The organism is Pseudomonas sp. 58(2021), assembly GCF_017491585.1.
GTDB classification, from domain to species: domain Bacteria; phylum Pseudomonadota; class Gammaproteobacteria; order Pseudomonadales; family Pseudomonadaceae; genus Aquipseudomonas; species Aquipseudomonas fluorescens_BT.
Map to the genome: position 1 here is coordinate 191,044 of NZ_JAFGYZ010000013.1, position 21,746 is coordinate 212,789.

General features: G+C 62.1%; 20 protein-coding genes. 6 read left to right on the forward strand and 14 right to left on the reverse strand.

The window, feature by feature from the left end:
* Positions 1–81: 81 nt before the first annotated feature.
* The 7 genes from J5M72_RS17290 to J5M72_RS17320 form a co-directional block, all read right to left on the reverse strand.
* Positions 82–1,722, reverse strand: coding sequence for a BatD family protein (locus J5M72_RS17290; protein ID WP_207866603.1), 1,641 nt, complete (start codon positions 1,720–1,722; stop codon positions 82–84).
* Entirely contained in the window at positions 1,719–3,455 is a 1,737-nt protein-coding gene (locus tag J5M72_RS17295) for a tetratricopeptide repeat protein (protein ID WP_207866605.1), read from the reverse strand. Before J5M72_RS17295 ends, J5M72_RS17290 begins: the two co-directional genes overlap by 4 nt.
* Complete coding sequence (locus J5M72_RS17300; RefSeq protein WP_207866607.1) at positions 3,452–4,531, reverse strand: VWA domain-containing protein; 1,080 nt, start codon at positions 4,529–4,531, stop codon at positions 3,452–3,454. Before J5M72_RS17300 ends, J5M72_RS17295 begins: the two co-directional genes overlap by 4 nt.
* Positions 4,524–5,021, reverse strand: a complete 498-nt coding sequence (locus J5M72_RS17305) for a DUF4381 domain-containing protein (RefSeq protein ID WP_169430677.1) — start codon at positions 5,019–5,021, stop codon at positions 4,524–4,526. The genes J5M72_RS17300 and J5M72_RS17305 overlap by 8 nt, the downstream gene beginning before the upstream one ends.
* On the reverse strand, positions 5,018–5,962 hold the full coding sequence (locus J5M72_RS17310; protein ID WP_134826462.1) for a DUF58 domain-containing protein: 945 nt from the start codon (positions 5,960–5,962) through the stop codon (positions 5,018–5,020). The genes J5M72_RS17305 and J5M72_RS17310 overlap by 4 nt, the downstream gene beginning before the upstream one ends.
* A gap of 5 nt (positions 5,963–5,967) precedes the next feature.
* Entirely contained in the window at positions 5,968–6,927 is a 960-nt protein-coding gene (locus J5M72_RS17315) for a MoxR family ATPase (RefSeq protein ID WP_007913915.1), read from the reverse strand.
* Between the two features lie 280 nt (positions 6,928–7,207).
* On the reverse strand, positions 7,208–7,561 hold the full coding sequence (locus tag J5M72_RS17320) for a hypothetical protein (RefSeq protein ID WP_169430676.1): 354 nt from the start codon (positions 7,559–7,561) through the stop codon (positions 7,208–7,210).
* 516 nt (positions 7,562–8,077) lie between these two features.
* Between J5M72_RS17320 and J5M72_RS17325 the strand changes: the two genes are divergently transcribed.
* Positions 8,078–12,970, forward strand: a complete 4,893-nt coding sequence (locus tag J5M72_RS17325; RefSeq protein ID WP_207866609.1) for an NAD-glutamate dehydrogenase — start codon at positions 8,078–8,080, stop codon at positions 12,968–12,970.
* Positions 12,971–13,255: 285 nt separating this feature from the next.
* On the opposite strand, the gene J5M72_RS17330 is transcribed toward J5M72_RS17325, so the two are convergent.
* The 4 genes from J5M72_RS17330 to J5M72_RS17345 form a co-directional block, all read right to left on the reverse strand.
* The gene (locus J5M72_RS17330; protein WP_207866611.1) at positions 13,256–13,969 is read right to left on the reverse strand and encodes an ATPase; all 714 of its coding nucleotides are present in this window, start codon (positions 13,967–13,969) and stop codon (positions 13,256–13,258) included.
* Positions 13,970–14,210: 241 nt separating this feature from the next.
* Complete coding sequence (locus J5M72_RS17335; protein ID WP_207866613.1) at positions 14,211–14,612, reverse strand: cupin domain-containing protein; 402 nt, start codon at positions 14,610–14,612, stop codon at positions 14,211–14,213.
* A 185-nt stretch (positions 14,613–14,797) separates the two neighbouring features.
* Entirely contained in the window at positions 14,798–15,091 is a 294-nt protein-coding gene (locus tag J5M72_RS17340) for a putative quinol monooxygenase (protein ID WP_169430672.1), read from the reverse strand.
* A gap of 120 nt (positions 15,092–15,211) precedes the next feature.
* Positions 15,212–16,648, reverse strand: coding sequence for a PLP-dependent aminotransferase family protein (locus J5M72_RS17345; protein ID WP_207866615.1), 1,437 nt, complete (start codon positions 16,646–16,648; stop codon positions 15,212–15,214).
* 310 nt (positions 16,649–16,958) lie between these two features.
* On the opposite strand from J5M72_RS17345, the gene J5M72_RS17350 reads away from it, so the two are divergent.
* Positions 16,959–17,399 (forward strand): carboxymuconolactone decarboxylase family protein, encoded by a 441-nt coding sequence (locus J5M72_RS17350; protein ID WP_169430670.1) that lies wholly within the window; start codon positions 16,959–16,961, stop codon positions 17,397–17,399.
* A 9-nt stretch (positions 17,400–17,408) separates the two neighbouring features.
* Here the strand turns inward: J5M72_RS17350 and J5M72_RS17355 are convergent, their stop codons facing one another.
* The gene (locus tag J5M72_RS17355) at positions 17,409–17,723 is read right to left on the reverse strand and encodes a hypothetical protein (protein ID WP_207866617.1); all 315 of its coding nucleotides are present in this window, start codon (positions 17,721–17,723) and stop codon (positions 17,409–17,411) included.
* A 195-nt stretch (positions 17,724–17,918) separates the two neighbouring features.
* On the opposite strand from J5M72_RS17355, the gene J5M72_RS17360 reads away from it, so the two are divergent.
* The 3 genes from J5M72_RS17360 to J5M72_RS17370 are packed head-to-tail and all read left to right on the forward strand — an operon-like array spanning position 17,919 to position 20,125.
* The gene (locus J5M72_RS17360) at positions 17,919–18,593 is read left to right on the forward strand and encodes an STN domain-containing protein (protein WP_207866619.1); all 675 of its coding nucleotides are present in this window, start codon (positions 17,919–17,921) and stop codon (positions 18,591–18,593) included.
* Entirely contained in the window at positions 18,590–19,141 is a 552-nt protein-coding gene (locus J5M72_RS17365) for an RNA polymerase sigma factor (RefSeq protein ID WP_169430667.1), read from the forward strand. The genes J5M72_RS17360 and J5M72_RS17365 overlap by 4 nt, the downstream gene beginning before the upstream one ends.
* Before the next feature lie 45 nt (positions 19,142–19,186).
* The gene (locus tag J5M72_RS17370; protein WP_207866628.1) at positions 19,187–20,125 is read left to right on the forward strand and encodes a DUF4880 domain-containing protein; all 939 of its coding nucleotides are present in this window, start codon (positions 19,187–19,189) and stop codon (positions 20,123–20,125) included.
* Positions 20,126–20,266: 141 nt separating this feature from the next.
* Here J5M72_RS17370 and J5M72_RS17375 read toward each other — a convergent pair whose 3' ends face one another.
* Both J5M72_RS17375 and gspH read right to left on the reverse strand, forming a co-directional pair.
* Positions 20,267–20,875, reverse strand: a complete 609-nt coding sequence (locus tag J5M72_RS17375) for a prepilin-type N-terminal cleavage/methylation domain-containing protein (protein ID WP_207866621.1) — start codon at positions 20,873–20,875, stop codon at positions 20,267–20,269.
* Positions 20,872–21,324, reverse strand: coding sequence for a type II secretion system minor pseudopilin GspH (gspH, locus tag J5M72_RS17380; protein WP_108562333.1), 453 nt, complete (start codon positions 21,322–21,324; stop codon positions 20,872–20,874). Before gspH ends, J5M72_RS17375 begins: the two co-directional genes overlap by 4 nt.
* Before the next feature lie 133 nt (positions 21,325–21,457).
* Between gspH and J5M72_RS17385 the strand changes: the two genes are divergently transcribed.
* A partial coding sequence (locus tag J5M72_RS17385; protein ID WP_207866623.1) for a general secretion pathway protein GspC occupies positions 21,458–21,746 on the forward strand: 289 nt, incomplete at its 3' end.

The following is a 21,746-nucleotide window of genomic DNA, read 5'->3' on the forward strand; positions in this document are numbered from 1 at the left end:
TATAAAGAAGTGATGGCCGCAGGAAATAACGCGGCGAAAAAAGAAGAGAGTTTACGGGCAAAAGCTTCTATTGAACTGCAACTACTTCGGATAAAGCGGCGGCAATCCACTGTCCCCAACTGGATCCTGCACCCGCTCCGCCGTCGGAATCGTGCGGATCGCCCGCCACAGATCCTCTCCTTGCCAATGCTGCCCGGTCTCGCTGTACAGCGCGCCGTTAAGCCCATCGAGCGCATCCGACAGCGGCACAAAACGCGCAGCCATATCCGCCAGAGTCTCCGGCTGCTGACGGGCCCAGGCGTCGAGGGCCTGGCGGGTGGCGTGGGGGTCGTTGGCCTGGCTTGCGCGTTTGATGTCGTCGAGCAGGGTGCGCGGGCTCGGGCCGGTTTGCGCGGCGCGAAGGATTGCCGGTTGCCAGCGGGCGCGCCACCACAGACCGAAGCCGAGCAGGGTGGTGCACGCCAGAACCAGCGTGCTGAGTTTCCACCACCAGAGCGCTTCGCTGTCGGTGGTGTTGAAGGATTGCGCGCTGCCGGCCGGGGTGTCGACCTGCAGGCTCGGATTGTTCACCACTTGCAGGGTGCGCGCTGGCAGGCTCGTGTGTTCCAGATGATCTTCAAAGGTGTTCCACCACACCACATCCACGGTCGGCAGTTCGATCGAACCGCTGCGGCTCGGCACCAGTGCCTCGCGTTCTTCACGGCTGCCGATCAGGCCACGCTCGCTGCTTTGATTGTTCAGCACCGGTTGGTCCGGGTAGCGACGCAGGCCGTTGGCCTCGGTGGCGGGCAGGGCGGGCAGTTGCGAGCCGGCCAGGCCTTCGACCTTGAGGGTCAGGCTGCGGGTCAGGGAGTCGCCGACCTGGGTGTGATCCGGTTCCGGGTTCCAGCTCTCGCTCAGGCTCAGGCTGCGGGCCGGCAGCCACGGCGCATCGGCCGGATAAGTGAGCGGTTTGGGTTTGACCGTCAGCGGGATTTCCGTAGACGTCACTCGCAACACTTTGCCTGGTTTCGGCCCCTGTGCGCTGGCGTCTTTGGCAGGCTGAGTGTCCACCCGTGTGGCGCTGAACGTCTGCGGGGTGATGGTCAGCAAGCCGCTGTGTTGCGGGAAGATCGCATAGCGCATTTCGATCACGCCATGCCGCACGCCGTTGATGTCTTTTTCGTAGGTGCGCGTATCGCCCAGCTGTTCGACTCGTGCATCGGTGATCTGCAACGGGGTGACGCTGCTGTCGTCGTACAGCGACACCGAATGGTAGATGCGCAGGGTCAGGACGGCCTGGGCCTGCACATAGACGCTGCTCTGGTCGAGGCTGGACTCGATGAACACCGGATCAAGCACATTCTTTTCTTCGTGGACGTCGCTTTCGACCACCTGCACGGTGATTGGCTGGCTCTGGGTTTCGCCCAGTTTCAATGACGGAATTTCAACGCTGCCATTCTGTTTCGGCAACAGGGTGATGATCCAGCGGGTGGTGGCGCGGTTCTCGTTGTTGAGCGTGTTCAACTGGTTGACCTGACGCGTGCCGCGAACTTCGAACAGCGGTTCGAGCGGGGTCAGGTCCGGTTTGCCGAACTGCGTGACATCGTTGGATTCGAGGGTGAGTTCGACCGTCTCGCCGGAATTCAGGCGACTGCGATCCACACTGGCCGTCAGCTCGGCCGCCTGAGCGGTGGCCGTGCAGATCAGCAGGGGCAGCAAGAGGGCGGCGAAACGGGTCATCGAGTGTTTTCCTGATCCTGATGTTGTTGCTGTTCGTACCAGAACTTGCGTCGCAGCAGTTCGCCCGGATCGTCCGGAATCTTGCCGAGCCATTGCTCCAGCGCCTGGCGCTGCTCGCCTTCGAGGTTGTCCTCGCCGGGGCTCAGCGTCGGGCTGGTGTGCGGCTCCGTGTCCGGGGCGCTGTCCGGCAGTTCGTTGGGCCCCGGTTGCGGTGGGCTGGTCGGCGGTGGTTCGTTGGCCGATTCCGCAGGCTGGGCCTCGCTGGGCGTGTCATTCTTGATTGCCGGTGGCGGCGCGGTCGCGGGCGGTGGTTCGTCGCCCGGCACGTTCTGTTGTGCCGGTTGCTTTTCGGGCTCGGCGGGCGGCGGGGCGCTTTTCTGCTTGAGCAGGTTTTCCACCAGTGCCTTGTTGGTCAGTGCCGGACGCAAGTCCGGTTGCAATTCCAGAGCCTGTTCATAGGCGTCGATCGCCGCTTCCAGCTCACCGCTTTTCGCCAGTGCGTTGCCTCGATTGTAGTGCGCGCGGGCATCGCTGCCTTCGGCGAAACGCTCGGCGGCGCCACTGTAATCGCCGGCCTCGTACAACGCCAGCCCTTGCCACTGGTGATCTTCGAAGTGTTGCGCGGCCTCGGCCGGGCGCTTCTGTTTCAACAGATGCAAACCCTGTTGGTCGGGGCGCAGCCACAGGTCTTCGAAATTGAAAGCGTAGCTCGGTTGCGGCAGACAAAAGAGCAGCGGCAGACAGAACAACCAGCCACGGCGCCCAGCGCACGCGGCAAGCAGCAAGAGCGGCAACAGCAGCCAGTAACCCTGATCGGCCCAGGTGTCGAGACGCAGGGTCTGGCCGTCGTTGCGCAGGCTGCGCGGGCCATCGAGCAGGCCGAGGCTGCGCAGGTCCGATTCATCCAGCCTGGCACTGTGATACTCGCCACCCACCGCGTTGAGGAAGGCGCCAAGACCCGGGCTGTCGAGTTGCGGCACGCGGATCGCACCCTGTGCGTCCTTGAGGAAACTGCCGTCCTCCTGAGCAATGGGCGCGCCCTCGGCGGTGCCGATGCCGAGCATCAGCAATTGCGCCGATTGCCCGCTCAATGCGCGGCGAATGCCTTGGCGTTCTTCTTCCGAGAGCGATGAACCGATCAGCAGAATGCGCCCCTGACCCAACGCCCCTTGCTTGAGCAATGCCAGCGCCTTGCTCACTGCAAGATCGGCGCGGTGGCCGCTTTCCGGCATCAGCGACGGCTTGAGCGCATCGAGCAGATTGCGACTGGTGGCCAGGTCGTCCGACAGCGGCACCAGCGTGTGGGCGCTGCCGGCGTAAACCACGATGGCGGTCTGCGCGTCGCTGCGTGCTTTGAGCAGGTCGAACAACTTGCGCCGGGCCTGTTCCAGACGGGTCGGCGGCGAGTCGGTGGCGAGCATTTCCGGGGTCAGCTCCAGCACGACCACCAGCGGGTCGGCCGGTTTCTGGCTGGTTTGTTCGACCCGTTCCCAGCTCGGCCCGAGCAGCGCCAGGATCGTCAACAACCACGCAACACCCAACGCCACCCACGGCAACTTGCTGTCGCGGCCGCTGCCGCCACTGAGCAACGCGGCATGGAACGCCGGCGGCAGAATCATCTGCCAGCGTCCGGCGCGCTTCTGCCGATGCCAGAGCTGCCAGATCAACCAGCCGAGCAGCGGCAACAGCAGCAGCCACCAGGGACGAAACCAGTGCGGCCAGAGCGCGATCATCGACGCCTCCGCAAACGCAGGCGCTTGAGGCGTTCGCGCCAGTCAGGCAGGGGGCTTTGCAGATACAGCTCCTTGGTGAACAGTCGTTGCAGCGGGTTGTCCGGCCACAATTCGCGGGCAACCAGCAACATGCTCAACAGCAACGCGAGCGCCAACGGCCATTGATACAACGCCTGGGCCGGGCGCGCCTGGGTCGGTTGCTGGGCCACCGGTTCCAGTCGGTCGAGGGTGTCCTTGATCGCTTGCAGCTCCTTGCCGTCGCGGGCGCGGAAGTAGCGGCCGCCGGTGGCATCGGCGATGGCCTTGAGTGCCGGCTCGTCGAGGTCGAGGGTCGGATTGCCGCCAAGCAGGGCGGTGGCGCCACTTTCTTCAGGGTCGGCACCGATGCCGATCGGATAGATTTTCACGCCTTCGTTGGCGGCCAGTCTGGCGGCGGTCAGCGGATCAATTTCCCCGCCGTTGTTGGCGCCGTCGGTGACCAGAATCAACACCCGGCTCTGCGCCGGGCGCATGCGCAGGCGTTTCAGGGCCAGGCCGATCGCGTCGCCAATCGCGGTGTTCTTGCCGGCGATGCCGATCCGCGCTTCGTCGAGCCACACGCGCACGGTGCGCCGGTCAAACGTCAGCGGCGCCTGCAGGTAGGCCTGGCTGCCGAACAGGATCAGCCCGACCCGGTCGCCATCGCGGCTTTCCAGAAAGTCACCGAGCAGATGCTGCACGAGCGAAAGGCGACTGACGTCTTCGTCGTTCCACTGCATGTCGGGAAAGTCCATCGAGCCGGACACGTCCACCGCCACCAGCAGATCGCGACCACTGGCGGCAATCGGCAACGGTTCGCCCAGCCATTGCGGGCGGGCGGCGGCGATCAACAGAAACAACCACAGCAGCATGAATGGCGCCTGCTGGCGCCATGTCGGTAGATTGGCCCGGGCGCGGCGACGGGCGAGGCCTTCCAGGTCCTCGAGGAAACTCACCTTCAATGCCGGCTCGCCACTGTCGGCGACAGGCAGCACGAGGCGCATCAGCCACGGCAGCGGCAACAGCACAAAGATCCACGGCCAGGCGAACTCAAACATGCTTGCGGATCCAGGTGTCGACGGCCTGCGTCAGGCCGGCGATGGCCTTGTCGTCGAGTTTGCACTCGGGCTTGTAGGCGCCTTCCACCAGCACCATCCAGCGAGTCAGGCCGGCGGCAGGGCAACGGTTGTCGAGGAACGCCAGCCACTTGCGCCCGTTGAGGGTATGACTCTGGCTGTAGGGGTAATGGTTGCGGCACAGGCGCTTGAGCAGGCCGTTGAGCTGCTGCAGCCAGGCTCCGGCCGGTGCGCCGTCGTAGGGTTTGACCATTTGCGCCAGCTCTGCGAGCGCGGCAATGCGCACCGGATCGAGCTGGATTTCGGCGCGTACGACGGGTTTTTTCTTGATCGGAATGAAACGGCGCAGGCGCCACAGCACGAAGGCAATCAACGGCAGTAACAGAAGCAGCAGCCACCAGCCCGGAGCCGGCGGCCAGAAAGCGATCGGTGGCGGGGAAATCAGCGGTTGCAGTTGTTCGAGGCCGTTCATCGAGCGTTCCCCGGACGCTGCGGGTTAAGGAACTCGCGCATCTGCTCGACCATTTCGCTCTGGGTGCTCAGGGGCATCAGCAAGACCCGCAGTTTCTGCGCGAGCAACTCCCAACGGGCAATGCGCGCTTCAGCCTGGGCCCGGTAGGTCTGGCGCAGATCGAAATTCAGAGTGTCGAGTTCCAGTTGTGCGCCGCGCTCGGCGAACCTCAACAGTCCGGCGGCGGGCAGGGCGTGGTCCAGGGGATCGGACAGCGGCAGCATCAGCAGATCGCAATGGCGCGACAACAGACTCAACTGCTGCTCGGCGCTGTCGCTCAGTGCGCGCTCGTCACAAATCACGATCACCAGACTGCCCGGTCGCAGCACCTCGCGGGCCCGGCGTAGCGCCACGCCAAACGCATCGCGATCCGGCTCCCGCTCGCTGTGCAGCGACTGATTGACTTTCACCAAACGGTTGAGCAGTTGCAGCAGACTCTGCTTGCTGCGGCGCGGCTTGATCTCGTAATGCTCGTTGTCCCCGAACACCAGTCCGCCCACCCGGTCGTTGTGACCCAGCGCGGCCCAGCCGATCAACGCTGCAGCCTGCGCCGCGAGCACCGACTTGAACATCAGCCCGGAGCCGAAAAACAGCCGCGTACTTTGCTCGACCATGATGAAAATCGGCCGTTCGCGTTCTTCATGGAACAGCTTGGTGTGCGGTTCCTGGGTCCGTGCGGTGACGCGCCAGTCGATGGTGCGCACGTCGTCCCCGGCCTGGTAGACCCGCACCTGATCGAAGTCCACACCACGACCACGGAACTTCGAGTGGTGAAGGCCGATCAGCGGGCTGCGCTGGCTCGGCGTGGAAAACAGCTGCACTTCGCGCACGCGGTGACGCATCTCGATCAGCTCGGCGAGGCTGATGCGGATGCCCGGTTCGGACGGCAGAGAGGCGTTCATCGGGGTCAAGCGACGGCTACCACGTCGAGAATCCGTTGCACCACCCGATCCTGGTCGATGCCGGCGGCTTCGGCCTCGAACGACAGAATGATGCGGTGGCGCAACACGTCGAACAACACAGCCTGGATGTCTTCCGGGCTGACGAAGTCGCGACCGGCCAGCCACGCGTGGGCGCGGGCACAGCGGTCGAGGGCGATCGAGCCACGCGGGCTGGCGCCGTAGGCGATCCACTCGGCCATTTCCGGGTCGAACTTGGCCGGGTTACGCGTGGCCATGACCAGTTGCACGAGGTATTCCTCCACGGCGTCCGCCATGTACAGACCGAGGATTTCCTTGCGGGCGGCGAAGATCGCCTGCTGGCTGACCCTACGCTCAGGCTTGGTTTCGCCGTTCAGGGCTTCGCCCCGGGCCTGTTGCAGGATCCGCCGTTCGACGGCAGCGTCGGGAAAACCGATTTTCACGTGCATCAGGAAGCGGTCGAGCTGGGCTTCGGGCAGCGGGTACGTGCCTTCCTGCTCGATCGGGTTCTGGGTGGCCATCACCAGAAACAGCGGCGACAGCTCGTAAGTGCTGCGCCCGACACTGACCTGACGTTCGGCCATGGCTTCGAGCAGCGCCGATTGCACCTTGGCCGGGGCCCGGTTGATTTCGTCCGCCAGCACCAGGTTGTGGAAGATCGGGCCTTGCTGGAACACGAAGCTGCCGGTTTCCGGGCGATAGATCTCGGTGCCGGTGATGTCGGCCGGCAACAGGTCGGGCGTGAACTGGATGCGATGGAACTGGGCTTCGATGCCCTCGGCGAGCTCTTTGATCGCTTTGGTCTTGGCCAGACCCGGAGCGCCCTCGACCAGCATGTGGCCATCGGCGAGCAGGGCGATGAGCAAGCGCTCGATGAGTTTTTCCTGGCCGAGAATCTGCGTTGAAAGAAAGGTTCGCAGCGCCAGCAGCGCTTCACGATGTTCCATCGATGACTGTTCCTGGAAAGGGTGGCCACAGGCGTTCGGATAACGCCGGGGCTGGGGGCGTTACTTTAATCCATCGCAGGGGGTGGCGACTAACGGCATTTTGCGCAAAGTGCGGGAAATGACCGGGGCAATTGTTGGAAATTTGTAGGGCGGGGGAGGTGCGGTGTTCTTTCGGGCCCTATCGCTGGCAAGCCAGCTCCCACAGTGACCGCGTTCTGACTGTAGTACGCGTACCCCTGTGGGAGCTGGCTTGCCAGCGATAGGGCCAGTGCAGACGCCATCAAATCTGGCTGATATAGGTGCCAGTACCATCAAGGATGTTCTTCAGGGTCTCCTCGACCTCGGCCAGATCCACCATGTCCGGGTTGTAGGTGATTTCCAGCACATCATCCCCGTTCAACGCATCGGCATCCGCTGCGGCGATTTCGATCTTCAGCAGGGTCTTGGTCAAGGTGACTTTCACGCCGTCGAGGGTCGAAGGCTCGCCATCCAGGGTGATCTCCAGTTCATCCTCGTCCGGATAGCGGCTCATCAGAAACATTTCGCCCTTGTCGCTGTGGCAGCAGAGCATGGCCATGTTGTCTTCTTCGTCGTCGCACGGGTTGACGATCAAAAGGGCGGTGGTCATTTGCATGGGGAATTCCTGACTTGGCGGGCGTGTTGGTCGCATTTGGGCGCGATTCTGCCAGCCCCCGGGAATTTATGCATGTGAGAGTGTCAGAGCATGTGTCGTGAACGCGACACAGGTCAATGGTCATTCCTGGCACGTCTGTACCGTAAAAACGGGCATTCAGACCGGCGTTTTGCCCCATGAATGCTAGTGTTTAGCGATGCCCCGGCCTTGGTTTACGTGCCAATGACCGAATATGTCGCAGCACCGCAAGCAGACACATTGTCGCACCCATTAAGCTGCGCAACGGATGTGCACCCGTAAAGGCATTGCCATGGCCCCGCGAGCGGCGCCGGACAGTCGTTTTTGCAGATGCCCATTCATGGAAGGTGAATGTGACCTGAGAGTCTCGTCCAGCTTCACCCACCTGTCACCCTGTTTCCTCTGCCCGAGATTCAGGAACAGGGCGACGGAACGCCCCGAAAGGGGTTTTGCACGCGACGCTTTCCATCAATAACAAGCCCAAGCGGAGTACCACAGATGGCGTTCTTCACCGCAGCCAGCAAAGCCGACTTCCAGCACCAACTGCAAGCGGCACTGGCGCAGCACATCAGTGAACAGGCACTGCCACAAGTGGCGCTGTTCGCTGAACAATTCTTCGGCATCATTTCCCTGGACGAGCTGACCCAACGTCGCCTCTCCGACCTCGCTGGCTGTACTCTTTCTGCGTGGCGCCTGCTTGAGCGCTTCGATCACGCGCAGCCGCAGGTGCGCGTCTACAACCCCGATTACGAACGTCACGGCTGGCAGTCGACCCACACCGCTGTCGAAGTGCTGCACCACGACCTGCCATTTCTGGTGGACTCGGTGCGTACCGAGCTGAACCGTCGCGGCTACAGCATCCACACCCTGCAGACCACCGTGCTCAGCGTGCGTCGTGGCAGCAAGGGCGAGCTGCTGGAAATCCTGCCAAAGGGCACCACCGGCGAAGGCATTCAGCACGAGTCGCTGATGTACCTGGAAATCGACCGTTGCGCCAACGCGGCCGAACTGAATGTGCTGAGCAAGGAACTGGAACAGGTTCTGGGTGAAGTCCGCGTCGCGGTCGCCGATTTCGAGCCGATGAAGGCCAAGGTGCAGGAAATCCTCACCAAGCTCGATAACAGCGCATTCGCCGTCGATGCCGACGAGAAGACCGAAATCAAGAGCTTCCTGGAATGGCTGGTGGGCAACCACTTCACCTTCCTCGGCTACGAAGAGTTCACCGTGGTCGATCAGGCCGATGGTGGTCATATCGAATACGACCAGAACTCTTTCCTCGGCCTGACCAAGATGCTGCGCACCGGTCTGACCAACGAAGACCGCCACATCGAAGATTACGCCGTGAACTACCTGCGCGAACCGACGCTGCTGTCGTTCGCCAAGGCTGCACACCCGAGCCGCGTACACCGTCCGGCCTACCCGGACTACGTGTCGATCCGTGAAATCGACGCTGACGGTAAAGTCATCAAGGAACACCGCTTCATGGGCCTGTACACCTCGTCGGTGTATGGCGAAAGCGTACGTGTCATCCCGTTCATCCGCCGCAAGGTCGAGGAAATCGAGCGTCGCTCCGGCTTCCAGGCCAAGGCTCACCTGGGCAAGGAACTGGCCCAGGTCCTGGAAGTGCTGCCGCGTGACGACCTGTTCCAGACCCCGGTCGACGAACTGTTCAACACCGTGATGTCGATCGTGCAGATCCAGGAACGCAACAAGATCCGCGTGTTTCTGCGCAAAGACCCGTACGGTCGTTTCTGCTACTGCCTGGCCTACGTGCCGCGCGACATCTACTCCACCGAAGTTCGTCAGAAAATCCAGCAAGTACTGATGGAGCGCCTGAAGGCGACCGACTGCGAATTCTGGACCTTCTTCTCCGAGTCCGTGCTGGCCCGCGTGCAACTGATTCTGCGCGTCGACCCGAAAAACCGCATCGACATCGACCCGCTGCAACTGGAAAACGAAGTCATCCAGGCTTGCCGCAGTTGGCAGGACGACTACGCAGCCCTGACCGTTGAAACCTTCGGCGAAGCCCACGGCACCAACGTGCTGGCAGACTTCCCGAAAGGCTTCCCGGCCGGCTACCGCGAGCGTTTCGCGGCGCATTCGGCCGTGGTCGACATGCAGCACCTGCTGAGCCTGAACGAAAAAAATCCACTGGTGATGAGCTTCTATCAGCCGCTGGGCCAGGTCTCCGGCCAGCGCGAGCTGCATTGCAAGCTGTACCACGCCGACACCCCGCTGGCACTGTCCGACGTCTTGCCGATCCTGGAAAACCTCGGCCTGCGCGTCTTGGGTGAATTCCCGTACCGTCTGCGTCACACCAACGGTCGCGAGTTCTGGATTCATGACTTCGCGTTCACCGCTGCCGAAGGCCTGGACCTCGACATCCAGCAGCTCAACGACACCCTGCAGGACGCGTTCGTCCACATCGTCCGTGGCGATGCCGAGAACGATGCGTTCAACCGTCTGGTGCTGACCGCCGGTCTGCCATGGCGCGACGTGGCGCTGCTGCGCGCTTACGCCCGTTACCTGAAGCAGATCCGTCTGGGCTTCGACCTGGGTTACATCGCCAGTACCCTGAACAACCACACAGATATCGCTCGCGAACTGACCCGGTTGTTCAAGACCCGCTTCTACCTGGCGCGCAAGCTGGGCAGCGAAGATCTGGAAGACAAGCAACAGCGCCTGGAACAAGCGATCCTGACCGCGCTGGACGACGTTCAAGTCCTTAACGAAGACCGCATCCTGCGTCGTTACCTGGACCTGATCAAAGCGACCCTGCGTACCAACTTCTACCAGACCGACGCCAACGGCCAGAACAAGTCGTACTTCAGCTTCAAGTTCAACCCGCACTTGATCCCTGAATTGCCGAAGCCTGTTCCGAAGTTCGAAATCTTCGTTTACTCGCCTCGCGTCGAAGGCGTGCACCTGCGCTTCGGCAACGTCGCTCGTGGCGGCCTGCGCTGGTCCGACCGTGAAGAAGACTTCCGTACCGAAGTCCTGGGCCTGGTAAAAGCCCAGCAAGTGAAGAACTCGGTCATCGTGCCGGTGGGTGCGAAGGGCGGCTTCCTGCCGCGTCGCCTGCCACTGGGCGGCAGCCGTGACGAGATCGCGGCCGAGGGCATCGCCTGCTACCGCATCTTCATCTCGGGCCTGTTGGACATCACCGACAACCTGAAGGACGGCAAACTGGTACCACCGGCCAACGTCGTGCGTCATGACGACGATGACCCGTACCTGGTGGTCGCGGCGGACAAGGGCACTGCAACCTTCTCCGACATCGCCAACGGCATCGCCATCGACTACGGCTTCTGGCTGGGTGACGCGTTCGCGTCCGGTGGTTCGGCCGGTTACGACCACAAGAAAATGGGCATCACCGCCAAAGGCGCGTGGGTCGGCGTACAGCGCCACTTCCGCGAGCGCGGCATCAATGTCCAGGAAGACAGCGTGACCGTGGTCGGCATCGGCGACATGGCCGGCGACGTATTCGGTAACGGTCTGTTGATGTCCGACAAGCTGCAACTGGTTGCCGCGTTCAACCACCTGCACATCTTCATCGACCCGAACCCGAACCCGGCCACCAGCTTCGTCGAGCGTCAGCGCATGTTCGACCTGCCGCGTTCGGCCTGGTCCGACTACGACACCAGCATCATGTCTGAAGGCGGCGGTATCTTCTCGCGCAGCGCGAAGAGCATTGCCATCTCGCCACAGATGAAAGAGCGCTTCGACATCCAGGCCGACAAGCTGACCCCGACCGAACTGCTGAACGCCTTGCTCAAGGCGCCGGTGGATCTGCTGTGGAACGGCGGTATCGGTACTTACGTCAAGGCCAGTACCGAAAGCCACGCCGATGTCGGCGACAAGGCCAACGATGCACTGCGCGTGAACGGCAACGAACTGCGCTGCAAAGTGGTGGGCGAGGGCGGTAACCTCGGCATGACCCAACTGGGTCGTGTGGAATTCGGTCTCAATGGCGGCGGTTCCAACACCGACTTCATCGACAACGCCGGTGGCGTGGACTGCTCCGACCACGAAGTGAACATCAAGATCCTGCTGAACGAAGTTGTTCAGGCCGGCGACATGACGGGCAAGCAACGCGATCAGTTGCTGGCGAGCATGACCGACGAAGTCGGTGGTCTGGTGCTGGGCAACAACTACAAGCAGACCCAGGCCCTGTCCCTGGCTGCCCGCCGTGCCTACGAGCGTGCTGCCGAGTACAAACGCCTGATGAGCGATCTGGAAGGCCGTGGCAAGCTGGACCGCGCCATCGAGTACCTGCCGACCGAGGAGCAGCTCACCGAGCGCGCCGCGGCTGGCAAGGGCCTGACGCGTCCGGAACTGTCGGTATTGATCTCGTACAGCAAGATCGACCTCAAGCAGCAGTTGCTGGACTCGCTGGTGCCGGACGACGACTACCTGACCCGCGACATGGAAACCGCGTTCCCGCCGAGCCTGGTCAGCAAGTTTGCCGATGCCATGCGCCGTCACCGTCTGAAGCGCGAAATCGTCAGCACCCAGATCGCCAACGATCTGGTCAACCACATGGGCATCACCTTCGTTCAAAGGCTCAAAGAGTCCACCGGCATGACCCCGGCGAACGTGGCAGGCGCTTACGTGATCGTGCGTGACATCTTCCACCTCCCGCACTGGTTCCGTCAGATCGAAGCCCTGGACTATCAGGTCTCCGCTGACGTGCAACTGGAGCTGATGGACGAGTTGATGCGTCTGGGCCGTCGCGCTACACGCTGGTTCCTGCGTGCCCGCCGCAACGAGCAGAACGCTGCCCGTGACGTCGCGCATTTCGGTCCGCACCTGAAAGAGCTGGGCCTGAAGCTGGATGAGCTGCTGAGCGGCGAAATCCGTGAAAACTGGCAAGAGCGTTATCAGGCTTACGTCGCCGCCGGTGTACCGGAGCTGCTGGCGCGGATGGTGGCGGGCACAACCCACCTCTACACGCTGCTGCCGATCATCGAGGCGGCCGACGTGACTGGTCAGGATCCAGCCGAAGTGGCCAAGGCGTACTTCGCCGTGGGCAGCGCGCTGGACATCACCTGGTACATCTCGCAGATCAGCGCCTTGCCGGTTGAAAACAACTGGCAGGCCCTGGCCCGTGAAGCGTTCCGCGACGACGTCGACTGGCAGCAACGCGCGATCACCATCGCCGTTCTGCAAGCGGGCGGCGGTGATTCGGACGTGGAAACCCGTCTGGCACTGTGGATGAAGCAGAACGACGCCATGATCGAACGCTGGCGCGCCATGCTGGTGGAAATCCGTGCCGCCAGCGGCACCGACTACGCCATGTATGCGGTGGCCAACCGTGAGCTGAACGACGTGGCGCTGAGTGGCCAGGCGGTAGTGCCTGCTGCAGCGACTGCGGAGCTTGAGCTTGCTTGAGTAGCTGCTGAATGAAAAAGCCCCGCTCTCGAGAGAGGCGGGGTTTTTTTATGCCTGTTGTTTGGCGGTATTTGTGTGTTGCTGCACAAATCCAGCCCCTCACCCCAGCCCTCTCCCCAATGGGGCGAGGGGGAAAGGGAGCCGATTTGTGTGTTTTTCGAAACTTGAGTTCGACTCGGTATTTCACGTCGGCGTAACTCTAACAAACACCTCGGTCAGTCCCCTCTCCCTCCGGGCGGTCCGACGTTTCGGGAGAGGGCTAGGGTGAGGGCAGCGGCCTGACAGTCACTGCAACTTATGTAGTTGTTTACTATCAAGCATCGACACATTACCTGCCGACCTGGTCAGCAAATTACTGAGCGACTGATCAAACTTCTGCAACGCCCGAACCTGAACTTCCTGCTGCTGATGAATATCCGCAACAATCTCCTCCGAGCGCTTGAAGTCCGCCCAGATCGGGGTCAATTCTTTCGCCTCAGACCCTTTGGCCGTCCCGATATAGTTCAACTTCCCGTCATAAAAATCCGCACTCACATCCGCCTTGATGTCCGAACTGCGCGAAGTCATCAACTGGCTGTGAGTGTCGACAATCGCCACCACATCCGGGTTGGCTGCACGCAGGCTTTGCATGTCCGGGTACACCGTCACCGAGCCGAACTGGCGTTGAAGCGAGGCTTTCACCCAGTCCACGGCCATGTCCGGTTTCGAGGTGGCGACGTAGGCGTCGTGGATCGGCTGCACCAATAAACTCTGGCCGAAACCGGTGCCGGCGTTGGCCTGATAGTCGCGCAGGTATTCGCGGTTGGACTGGGTGCTTGGGCTGTAGACGACGCCCAGCGAAACGCCGGGACCGCTTTTGACCTGGGCCGCGCTGCTGCGGCCGACCGGTTGGGTGAACAGGGTGTCGAGGGAAGAAACCGCTTTCGGAGCGGTAGGAACAGAACAGGCGGACAACGCTAAAACTGATATCGCCAAGGTACTGGCAAAGGCAAGTTTCATGGTGAGTCTCCCGTGAAGCAACTTCAGTCGGACAGTCAGAGGTGTCGGGGTTGATTAAATGGAACCGGCGACAGTTGCCTCAGACTACGCCCGCCCAACTGAAAACTTCCTGACAATTTGCTGAATGGCTGTCATCCAATGGTTTTATTGGTTGTAAGCGTTCGGGACTAATTACCGCGAGAAATAAAAAAGGCGCCAATCAACAATTTGCGCCTTTTAGTTATGGCTGGTGGAACAACCATCAGTTTTTCAATGGGATCAACACTTGCTCGTCCGGCGAGAGCACCATGAACACCAGCAACTTGGCCGGCCTGGTTTTGCTGGCGTTTTTCGACACCAGATGTTCGGAGCCGGCGGGTTCGTGCCAGAATTGGCCTTTCTTGTAGGTGACCGCTTGTTCACCCTTGACCTGGGACGTCACTTCGCCTTCGAGCACATACGCCATGGCCGTGCCGTCGTGCTTGTGGGCGATGGAGGACTGGCCGGGTTTGTAATCGACTTCGATCATCATGGCTTTTTTGCCGGGGACATTTTTCAGCATCTGATCCTGCAGGACCGAGACCTTCTCGGAGGCGTCGTGAGCCAGGACTGGAACAGAAATGCTCAGGGCAAGAGCGGCGGCGAAGCAGTGCAGGAGTTTCATGGCGGGTCACCTGTGAAGTGGGGAAGTCGGTCTTCACAGTAGTCCGCGAAGTGATGCATTCAAACGGCCAATATTCGGGAAGATCGGGTGACCAATCCGGATTCCCCGCAAACCGGAAAAACCACAGCCTTCGGCAGCCTCGCGGGTTTCCCCTAGGCTGCCGAAAGCTGTGGTTTTCTTGAGTTTTAAACGATAGGAAACGAGTTGAAATCGACGCTGTTGGCCAGCCGACTGTCGATCAGATCGATAAACCCCTGCGCCTCAGGCCGGTTGAAGTGCGCCTGCATCGCCGCTTCCGACTGCCAGCGGGCACTCACCGTCCAGCGGTGGCTGTCCTCGGGGCAGCGGTCAACCAGATAGGAATCGCAGCCCGGTGTTTCGCGAAGGGTGTCGACGATCTTCTGCAACTGCTTGCCCAGCTCCTCGGAGCGGCCGGCAGCAGCCTGCACCTGTACGGTGTTGATCACTTCGTTGGACATTGCTCACACTCCTGAATCAGGCCGGACGAATCCTGCTCATTGAGGGATAACGCCTGTGCAGAATAGGCCTGCACCCCCGGATCACCAATAACCAATCGGCGGGTAATCCGTTAGACCAATCTACCCGGCGACCTGTTGCAGAATGTCGCGCAGGCGATCCAGCGCGATATCGATGTCCAGCGTCTCGATGGCACCGAAGCCGAAATACAGCCCGCTTCTGGCAGGCTGCTGGTAATAGAAGCCGTCGATGGCGTACAGCCCGACTTCGACTTTTTTCGCCAGTTCGATCACCAGCGGCAAATTGATCGCCACCCGGCAGAACACCGCCATATGGAAGCCTGCACTCGCCGGCACGGCTTCCAGCCACGGCGAAAGGTCGGTGGCCATGCGGGCCAGGATCCGCTCGCGGCGCAGGGCATAAATGGTGTGGCAGCGGCGGATGTGCTTGAGCAGGCAACCCTCGGCGATGAACTTGGCCAGCGCCCATTGCGGCAGGGTGGAGGCGTGCAGGTCGGTGAGCTGCTTGGCGCGGATCACCGCTTCGAGGATCGCCGGCGGCAGGATCGCGTAACCGAGCCGCAGCTCTGGCAGCAGGGTCTTGGAGAAGGTGCCGACGTAGGCGACGATGCCGCGCTGATCGAGCTTGTGCAGCGAATCGGTCGGGCGACCCTCGTAGCGGAATTCGCTGTCATAGTCGTCCTCGATGATGATCGCGCCAAGTTCGTAGGCCCGGGCCAGCAACGCCTCGCGCCGCGCCTGGCTCATCGGCATGCCCAGCGGAAACTGGTGCGACGGCGTCACGTAGATCAGCCGGGTGCCGTCGGGAATCTGCGCGACCTGAATCCCTTGCGCATCCACCGGCACACCGACCACCGTGGCGCCGTGAGTGCCGAACAACAACCGCGCCGGCGGATAACCCGGATCTTCCATCGCCACCAGACTGCCGGGCCGCAGCAGCACGCGGGCGATCAGGTCCAGCGCCTGCTGCGCGCCGTTGCACACCACGATGTCTTCGTCCTGGCAGGTCACGCCACGGGAAAACGCGATGTGCCGGGCAATCGCATTGCGCAGCGCCGGCAAGCCTTCCGCCACGCTGTAGAAACCTTTGGAACCGGCCATTTGCCGCATGGCGTGGGAGACACAGCGGCGCCAGTCATCGTGGGGGAATTGCCCCTTGCTGGTGGCGCCGCCGATAAAGTCGTAGCGCAGCGAGCCGTCCAGTGTCGGATGGCGCAGGAACACCGGCAAATTGCACCAGCTCGCGATCACCTCGGAACTGGCCAGTTCGCAATGGCTTTGCTTGCGCTGCACTGGCGTCGAGCGGGCGTTGACGTAAGTGCCTTTGCCGATGACGCCGGTGAGGAAATTTTCGTAAGTGAGTTGCGCGTAGGTGTCGGAAATGGTCTTGCGCGAAATCCCCAGTTGCTCAGCGAGCAAGCGGCTGGGCGGCAGTTGCGTGCCGGCGGCCAGACGCCCGGATTCAATGGCGCCGCGCAGTTGTTGATACAACTGACCCGCCAGATCCTTGCGGCCGTTGATCACGACGTGAAGTTCCATACCGACGGGGCTCTCCGGGCAATTGAGTGTGCCGGCCAGATTACTCCCGTTTACTGACGGGGCAGTAGTTGCGTAGAGCAAAAACCTCGAATTGGTCACTTACCCTTGTGGGAGCGGGCTTGCTCGCGAAGGCGTCGTGTCAGGCAACTAAAAATCGACTGGCACACCGCCTTCGCGAGCAAGCCCGCTCCCACAGGTATCGTGTTTGGCTCGGGGGAATGGTCTGCCATTTTTTCGTGCAATTGGGGCTGTAACCCTGGCGCGCCAGCGCTTACCGTGAAATCACTCTTCTGCTGCCCGAGGCCCGCCCATGTCCCCGCGTCTGGATTACTACAGCGCTTCACCCAAAGCCATGAAAGCGATGATCGCCCTGGAAGCGCTGACCAGCAGCCTGAGCATCGAGGCGCCATTGCTGCACCTGATCAAGATCCGCGCTTCGCAACTCAACGGGTGCGCGTTCTGCACCGACATGCATTCGGTGGAAGCGCGGCGGGCAGGGGAGACGGACCGGCGGCTGTATGCCATCGCAGTCTGGCGCGACAGCGGCTTCTTCAACCTGCGCGAGCGGGCGGCGCTGGCCTGGACCGACGCGGTGACGCTGCTGGCGGAAAGTCATGTACCGGACGACGTCTATGAGCAGGCACGAGCACAGTTCAACGAAGGCGAACTGGTGGACCTGACAATGGCCGTCAGCACCATCAGCAACTGGAATCGCCTGGCGGTGAGTTTTCGCCAGATTCCCAGCGACTGATCGACGAAACTAGTTCGGTGGTCGCTGCGGTTTGACCGACGTGCCAAACGTGTTGCCCATCCGCGTGCTGGTGGCCGCCGGGGTCGCCAGTCCCACCTGATTCGGCGGGCGCTTGTTGACCGGCACATTCATCGCTTCCTGATTCTTCTGCGCAGCCGCCGCGCCATTGGGGTTGTTGCCCATCTGCTGGCTCAGGCAGTCGTAATTCGGCGCCTTGTAGCCACCCACCGTCACCTCGACACAGCCCAGCGGCTCCTCCGCGTGTGCAGCGCCCAACACCGTCAGCACCAAGCCGCCGAAGACGACTTTCCAGACTGATTTCATGCCTGCCTCCTGGCCGGCCCGAAGGGGCCGTTCTGGTTCAAGAGTCTAGTGCAACGGCGGTGCCGATCCCGTGATGGTTTTTTTGCAGTGGCCGTCACACCAGATTCATAAACAGCCCTCAGGATGACGGTTTTCAGGGGTGCATCAGCCGTGCAGCGAGGCCGTGCCAGGGACGAATTTGCGCGCTCAGCGCTCATGCGCCAGCTCTGTCTGGGGCTGCTGCTTGGCTTGTTTCTGAGCCGTGCCAGCGCCGATCCGGTACCGGCGTCGATGCGCATGACGCTGCACATCCCGGCCCAGGAACTGGCCCGCGCCCTCGATCAGTTCAGCCGCGCCACCGGCATGGCGGTGCTGGTCGACAGCCAGTTGAGTCGCGGTCGACGTTCACTGGCAGTGGATGGTGAATTCACCGCCGCCGAAGCGTTGCGGCGGATGCTCGGTGGCAGCGGCTTGATGGCCAAGTACAGCCGCGACGACGCGTTCACCTTGCAGGTTGCGCAGGTCGAGGACGTGCCGTTGTCGGCGGAGAGACCGTCCCCCGCCAGCGCAGCGGTCAACCGCAGTTACGCCACGGCGGTGCAGGCCGCGATTGAACGCAACCTGTGCCGCTCGCCGCTGACCCGGCCCGGCAGTTTTCGCGCGGTGTTGCAGCTGTGGATCGGTCGCGACGGTGTGGTGCAGCACAACCGGTTGGTCACCACCACCGGCGATGTTCGGCGCGATGCAGCGTTGGTAGACAGTTTTCACACGCTCAAAATCGACCGGCCCACACCCGGCGCATTGCGCCAGCCAGTCACTTTGCTGTTGTTACCCGAATCGTCAGGAAAGCGCATGGAATGCACACAATGGGAAGGAGTTTCCGGGGGATGAAAGACGCCGGGCAAAGTTCGATGGTCCAGCTGTTCCTGACGTCCTACGAGGACTTTCGGGTGCGCCTGCGACGCCGTCTCGGCTCGGAAGACCTGGCCAACGACGTGCTGCAGGAAACCTGGCTGCGGCTCGACCGCATGGAAGCGCCGCCGAACCTGCTGCGGCCCAACGCCTACCTCTATCGCATGGCCCTGAACATCGCCGCCGACCGCCGCCAAGCCGATGCGCGGCTGCTCACCGGCAGCGAAGTCGAAGAACTGCTGCAAGTCAGCGACGAAGCGCTGGACCCGATGCGCGTGGTCGGCGGCCAAAAGGAAATCCAGTCCCTGGTCAGCGCCCTCTACGAGTTGCCGGCCCGGCGCCGCCGGATCTTTATCGCCGCACGGCTGGAAGAAGCGCCGCACCTGGAAATCTCCCAGCGTTTCGGCATTTCCACGCGCATGGTCGAGAAGGAGATCAAGGCTGCACTGGGGTACTGCGCGGCCAAACTGGAAAGAAAAGTGTTTCAGCGGTTCGGTCGCGGGGCCGGAAAACCGTCTAGTGAATGAAGCTCCGATTGAGTGTCCCGATCAACCCGTCGAGTACCTGTGCGTTTGAACATCTTCCGTCTGACACCTGCCGAGCCCACGCCTGCCGAGCGTCTGCAAAGCGAAGCCCGCGACTGGCTGATCCTGCTGACCTCCGGCCGCGCTACGGTCGCCGATGCCCGAGCGCTGCGCCAGTGGTGCGCCCAAAGCCCCGAACACGCCCGCGCCTTCGAAGAGTGCAAAGCGTTGTGGCACCTGCTGCAACCGGCGGCCGAAGCGACGCAAGCGCCACGCCGGTTCGGGCGGCGAGCCTTTCTCGGCGGCGCGATGGCTGCTTCGGCGGCGTTCCTGTTGGTGCGCGGCACGATCCCGGGTGGTTTCTCCGGACTTGGCGCCGATTACATCACCGAAGTCGGCCAGCAACGTCGGGTCGAACCGGCCGATGGTTTGAGCCTGGAACTGAACACCCAGACCCGCATCAACCAGCGTTCGGTGGATGAGGGCGTACAAGGCTTTGAACTGGTCAGCGGCGAAGTCGAAGTGCAGACCGCACGGCTGCCCATGGCGATGCAGGCCGGTGGCGGATGGCTGCGGGCGAGCAGGGCGCGGTTCAACCTGCGCAACCTCGATCAACAGGTGTGCGTGACGTGCCTCGATGGCGCGGTAGAGGTGGAAGTTGAAGGTCGCAGCCTGCGCCTGGAGCCTGGCCAGCAATTAACCTATGACGCGCAACAAGTCGGCACCGTGCAAAGTGTCGACACGACGGCAGTCACCAACTGGCGCCAACAGGTCCTGGTGTTCAACGGCGCAACCCTGAGCCAGATGATCGACGAGATCAACCGCTACCGTCCTGGCATGTTGTTGCTGCTGAACCGTGAACTCGGCCAGCGCCGCGTTCAGGCGCGTTTCTCTCTTGATCAACTCGCCGGCGTAGGCGCACTGATCCGTGATGCCTACGGCGTCAAATGCACCGAGTTGCCGGGCGGCGTCGTAGTTCTCAGCTAACCCAACGCAACACCCAAAAACACCACGGAACCCTGTGGGAGCGGGCTTGCTCGCGAAAGCGGTGGATCAGCCAATGATATGTTGAATGTGCTGCCCCCTTCGCGAGCAAGCCCGCTCCCACACAAACCTCAGTGCTTCGGCTTACTCCAACGGCCCCATCACCTGCCGATACTTCTCCACCCCCTGCGCCGTCTCCCGAGTCAACCGCACCTCCAGCCCCAACGGATCCTCCCGCCGATTCCCGCTCAACTGCCGCCACCCTTTGTCCGCCTCCCAAACCCGCACCTGCAAATCACTCACCTCACCCAATACCGCCACCCCCGCAGTCGGCGTCGGCAACGGATAGCGACTGCGCGCCGGCCCCACAGCGCGATACAACGTGTCCCCCTTGAGCCACCAGCGCACCCGCTGCAAAGACCCCGGCTGATCCGCCGCGCTACGAATAATGTCCAGCCGAAACCCCTTGCTGTCACTGCTGCGCACCGTAAGGGCAGGCGGGGCCGTCGCCGGTTCATCTTCAGTGCCGACCTTCTTCGGCTCCGTCAGCTCGATCCCGGCGCGCATCTCCACATCCCGCTGCATCTGATTCAACGCCCGCAACAGGCTGTCACTCAGCTCGCCACTGGCCTGCAAATGGCTGTCGGCGCGGGTGACACTGTCCAGCCCCTTCCAGGCGATCAGACTGACCACCGCCATCAACAGAATCGCGACCATCACCTCGATCAGCGTAAAACCTTGTTGTCTGTTCATTGCACGCTAATCCGGCCCGAAGCATCGCGCAGCACACTCAACCGATTGAGCCCGTCAGACAGCGTCAACTGCAGCGGCGGATTGATCCACTCCGCGTTCAGCACCACTTTCTGCTTCGGCTCAACCCGCACCGCAAGCTTCGGACTCTGCCAGGGACGTGGCCGCAACTGCGGGTCCCGATCGAAATGATCAAACCCCTTGCCACTGTCACTGCGCCGACTGAACCGAAACCCCTTGCCATCGCTCAACCACGCAATCGGCCGGCCATCGGCGCGGGCCTCGGCCTGAGCAATCTGCAGCAACTGCGCCACGCGCTCGGCGTCCTTGCGCAGCAACTGCAACGGATCGGGCTTGATACTCAGACTGATCGCCGCACTGGCGATGCCGATGATCACCAGCACCACCATCAACTCGATCAGCGTAAAACCCTGCTGCCTGCACCGGTTCATCGAATGCGCACTCCCTTGCGTCCAGCCCCGTCCCAAAAAACCATCCTGCACGGCCAACATGTAAGGCGTGTGAAATAAAACCGTGAGAATTGCCGCGTAGTCTGGTCACCGGGACTAAAAGGAGATTCAGCCCATGAGATTCACCGCACGCTTTTCACCCCCCCAAATCATCCAGGCCACCGCACTGCTGGCCGCCCTGGTCGGCATCGCCACCTGGTCATCCCTGCTCCTGACCACCGCCGAATCCCACACCCCGGCGGCCACCCCGCAACTGCTCGCTGCGCGCAGCGACAACCCGGCGTTGCAGTGGTTTTCCAACCGCACGGCGCCGGTGGAGATCAAGGTCAGTGGGGTGATGGCGGGGAGTCGCGGGGCGGTGGCGATTTTGAGTTTGAACGATGGGCCGCCGAGGAGCTTTTTGC

What these genes read in the sequence shown, in the direction of transcription:
- J5M72_RS17375 (WP_207866621.1), bottom strand. Translation starts at nt 20,875, where the DNA reads ATGAACAGACAACAAGGTTTTACGCTGATCGAGGTGATGGTCGCGATT.
- J5M72_RS17325 (WP_207866609.1), top strand. Translation starts at nt 8,078, where the DNA reads ATGGCGTTCTTCACCGCAGCCAGCAAAGCCGACTTCCAGCACCAACTG.
- J5M72_RS17365 (WP_169430667.1), top strand. Translation starts at nt 18,590, where the DNA reads ATGAAAGACGCCGGGCAAAGTTCGATGGTCCAGCTGTTCCTGACGTCC.
- J5M72_RS17335 (WP_207866613.1), bottom strand. Translation starts at nt 14,612, where the DNA reads ATGAAACTCCTGCACTGCTTCGCCGCCGCTCTTGCCCTGAGCATTTCT.
- J5M72_RS17355 (WP_207866617.1), bottom strand. Translation starts at nt 17,723, where the DNA reads ATGAAATCAGTCTGGAAAGTCGTCTTCGGCGGCTTGGTGCTGACGGTG.
- J5M72_RS17350 (WP_169430670.1), top strand. Translation starts at nt 16,959, where the DNA reads ATGTCCCCGCGTCTGGATTACTACAGCGCTTCACCCAAAGCCATGAAA.
- J5M72_RS17305 (WP_169430677.1), bottom strand. Translation starts at nt 5,021, where the DNA reads ATGAACGGCCTCGAACAACTGCAACCGCTGATTTCCCCGCCACCGATC.
- J5M72_RS17315 (WP_007913915.1), bottom strand. Translation starts at nt 6,927, where the DNA reads ATGGAACATCGTGAAGCGCTGCTGGCGCTGCGAACCTTTCTTTCAACG.
- J5M72_RS17295 (WP_207866605.1), bottom strand. Translation starts at nt 3,455, where the DNA reads ATGATCGCGCTCTGGCCGCACTGGTTTCGTCCCTGGTGGCTGCTGCTG.
- J5M72_RS17310 (WP_134826462.1), bottom strand. Translation starts at nt 5,962, where the DNA reads ATGAACGCCTCTCTGCCGTCCGAACCGGGCATCCGCATCAGCCTCGCC.
- J5M72_RS17345 (WP_207866615.1), bottom strand. Translation starts at nt 16,648, where the DNA reads ATGGAACTTCACGTCGTGATCAACGGCCGCAAGGATCTGGCGGGTCAG.
- J5M72_RS17320 (WP_169430676.1), bottom strand. Translation starts at nt 7,561, where the DNA reads ATGCAAATGACCACCGCCCTTTTGATCGTCAACCCGTGCGACGACGAA.
- J5M72_RS17360 (WP_207866619.1), top strand. Translation starts at nt 17,919, where the DNA reads ATGCGCCAGCTCTGTCTGGGGCTGCTGCTTGGCTTGTTTCTGAGCCGT.
- J5M72_RS17300 (WP_207866607.1), bottom strand. Translation starts at nt 4,531, where the DNA reads ATGTTTGAGTTCGCCTGGCCGTGGATCTTTGTGCTGTTGCCGCTGCCG.
- J5M72_RS17340 (WP_169430672.1), bottom strand. Translation starts at nt 15,091, where the DNA reads ATGTCCAACGAAGTGATCAACACCGTACAGGTGCAGGCTGCTGCCGGC.
- J5M72_RS17330 (WP_207866611.1), bottom strand. Translation starts at nt 13,969, where the DNA reads ATGAAACTTGCCTTTGCCAGTACCTTGGCGATATCAGTTTTAGCGTTG.
- J5M72_RS17290 (WP_207866603.1), bottom strand. Translation starts at nt 1,722, where the DNA reads ATGACCCGTTTCGCCGCCCTCTTGCTGCCCCTGCTGATCTGCACGGCC.
- gspH (WP_108562333.1), bottom strand. Translation starts at nt 21,324, where the DNA reads ATGAACCGGTGCAGGCAGCAGGGTTTTACGCTGATCGAGTTGATGGTG.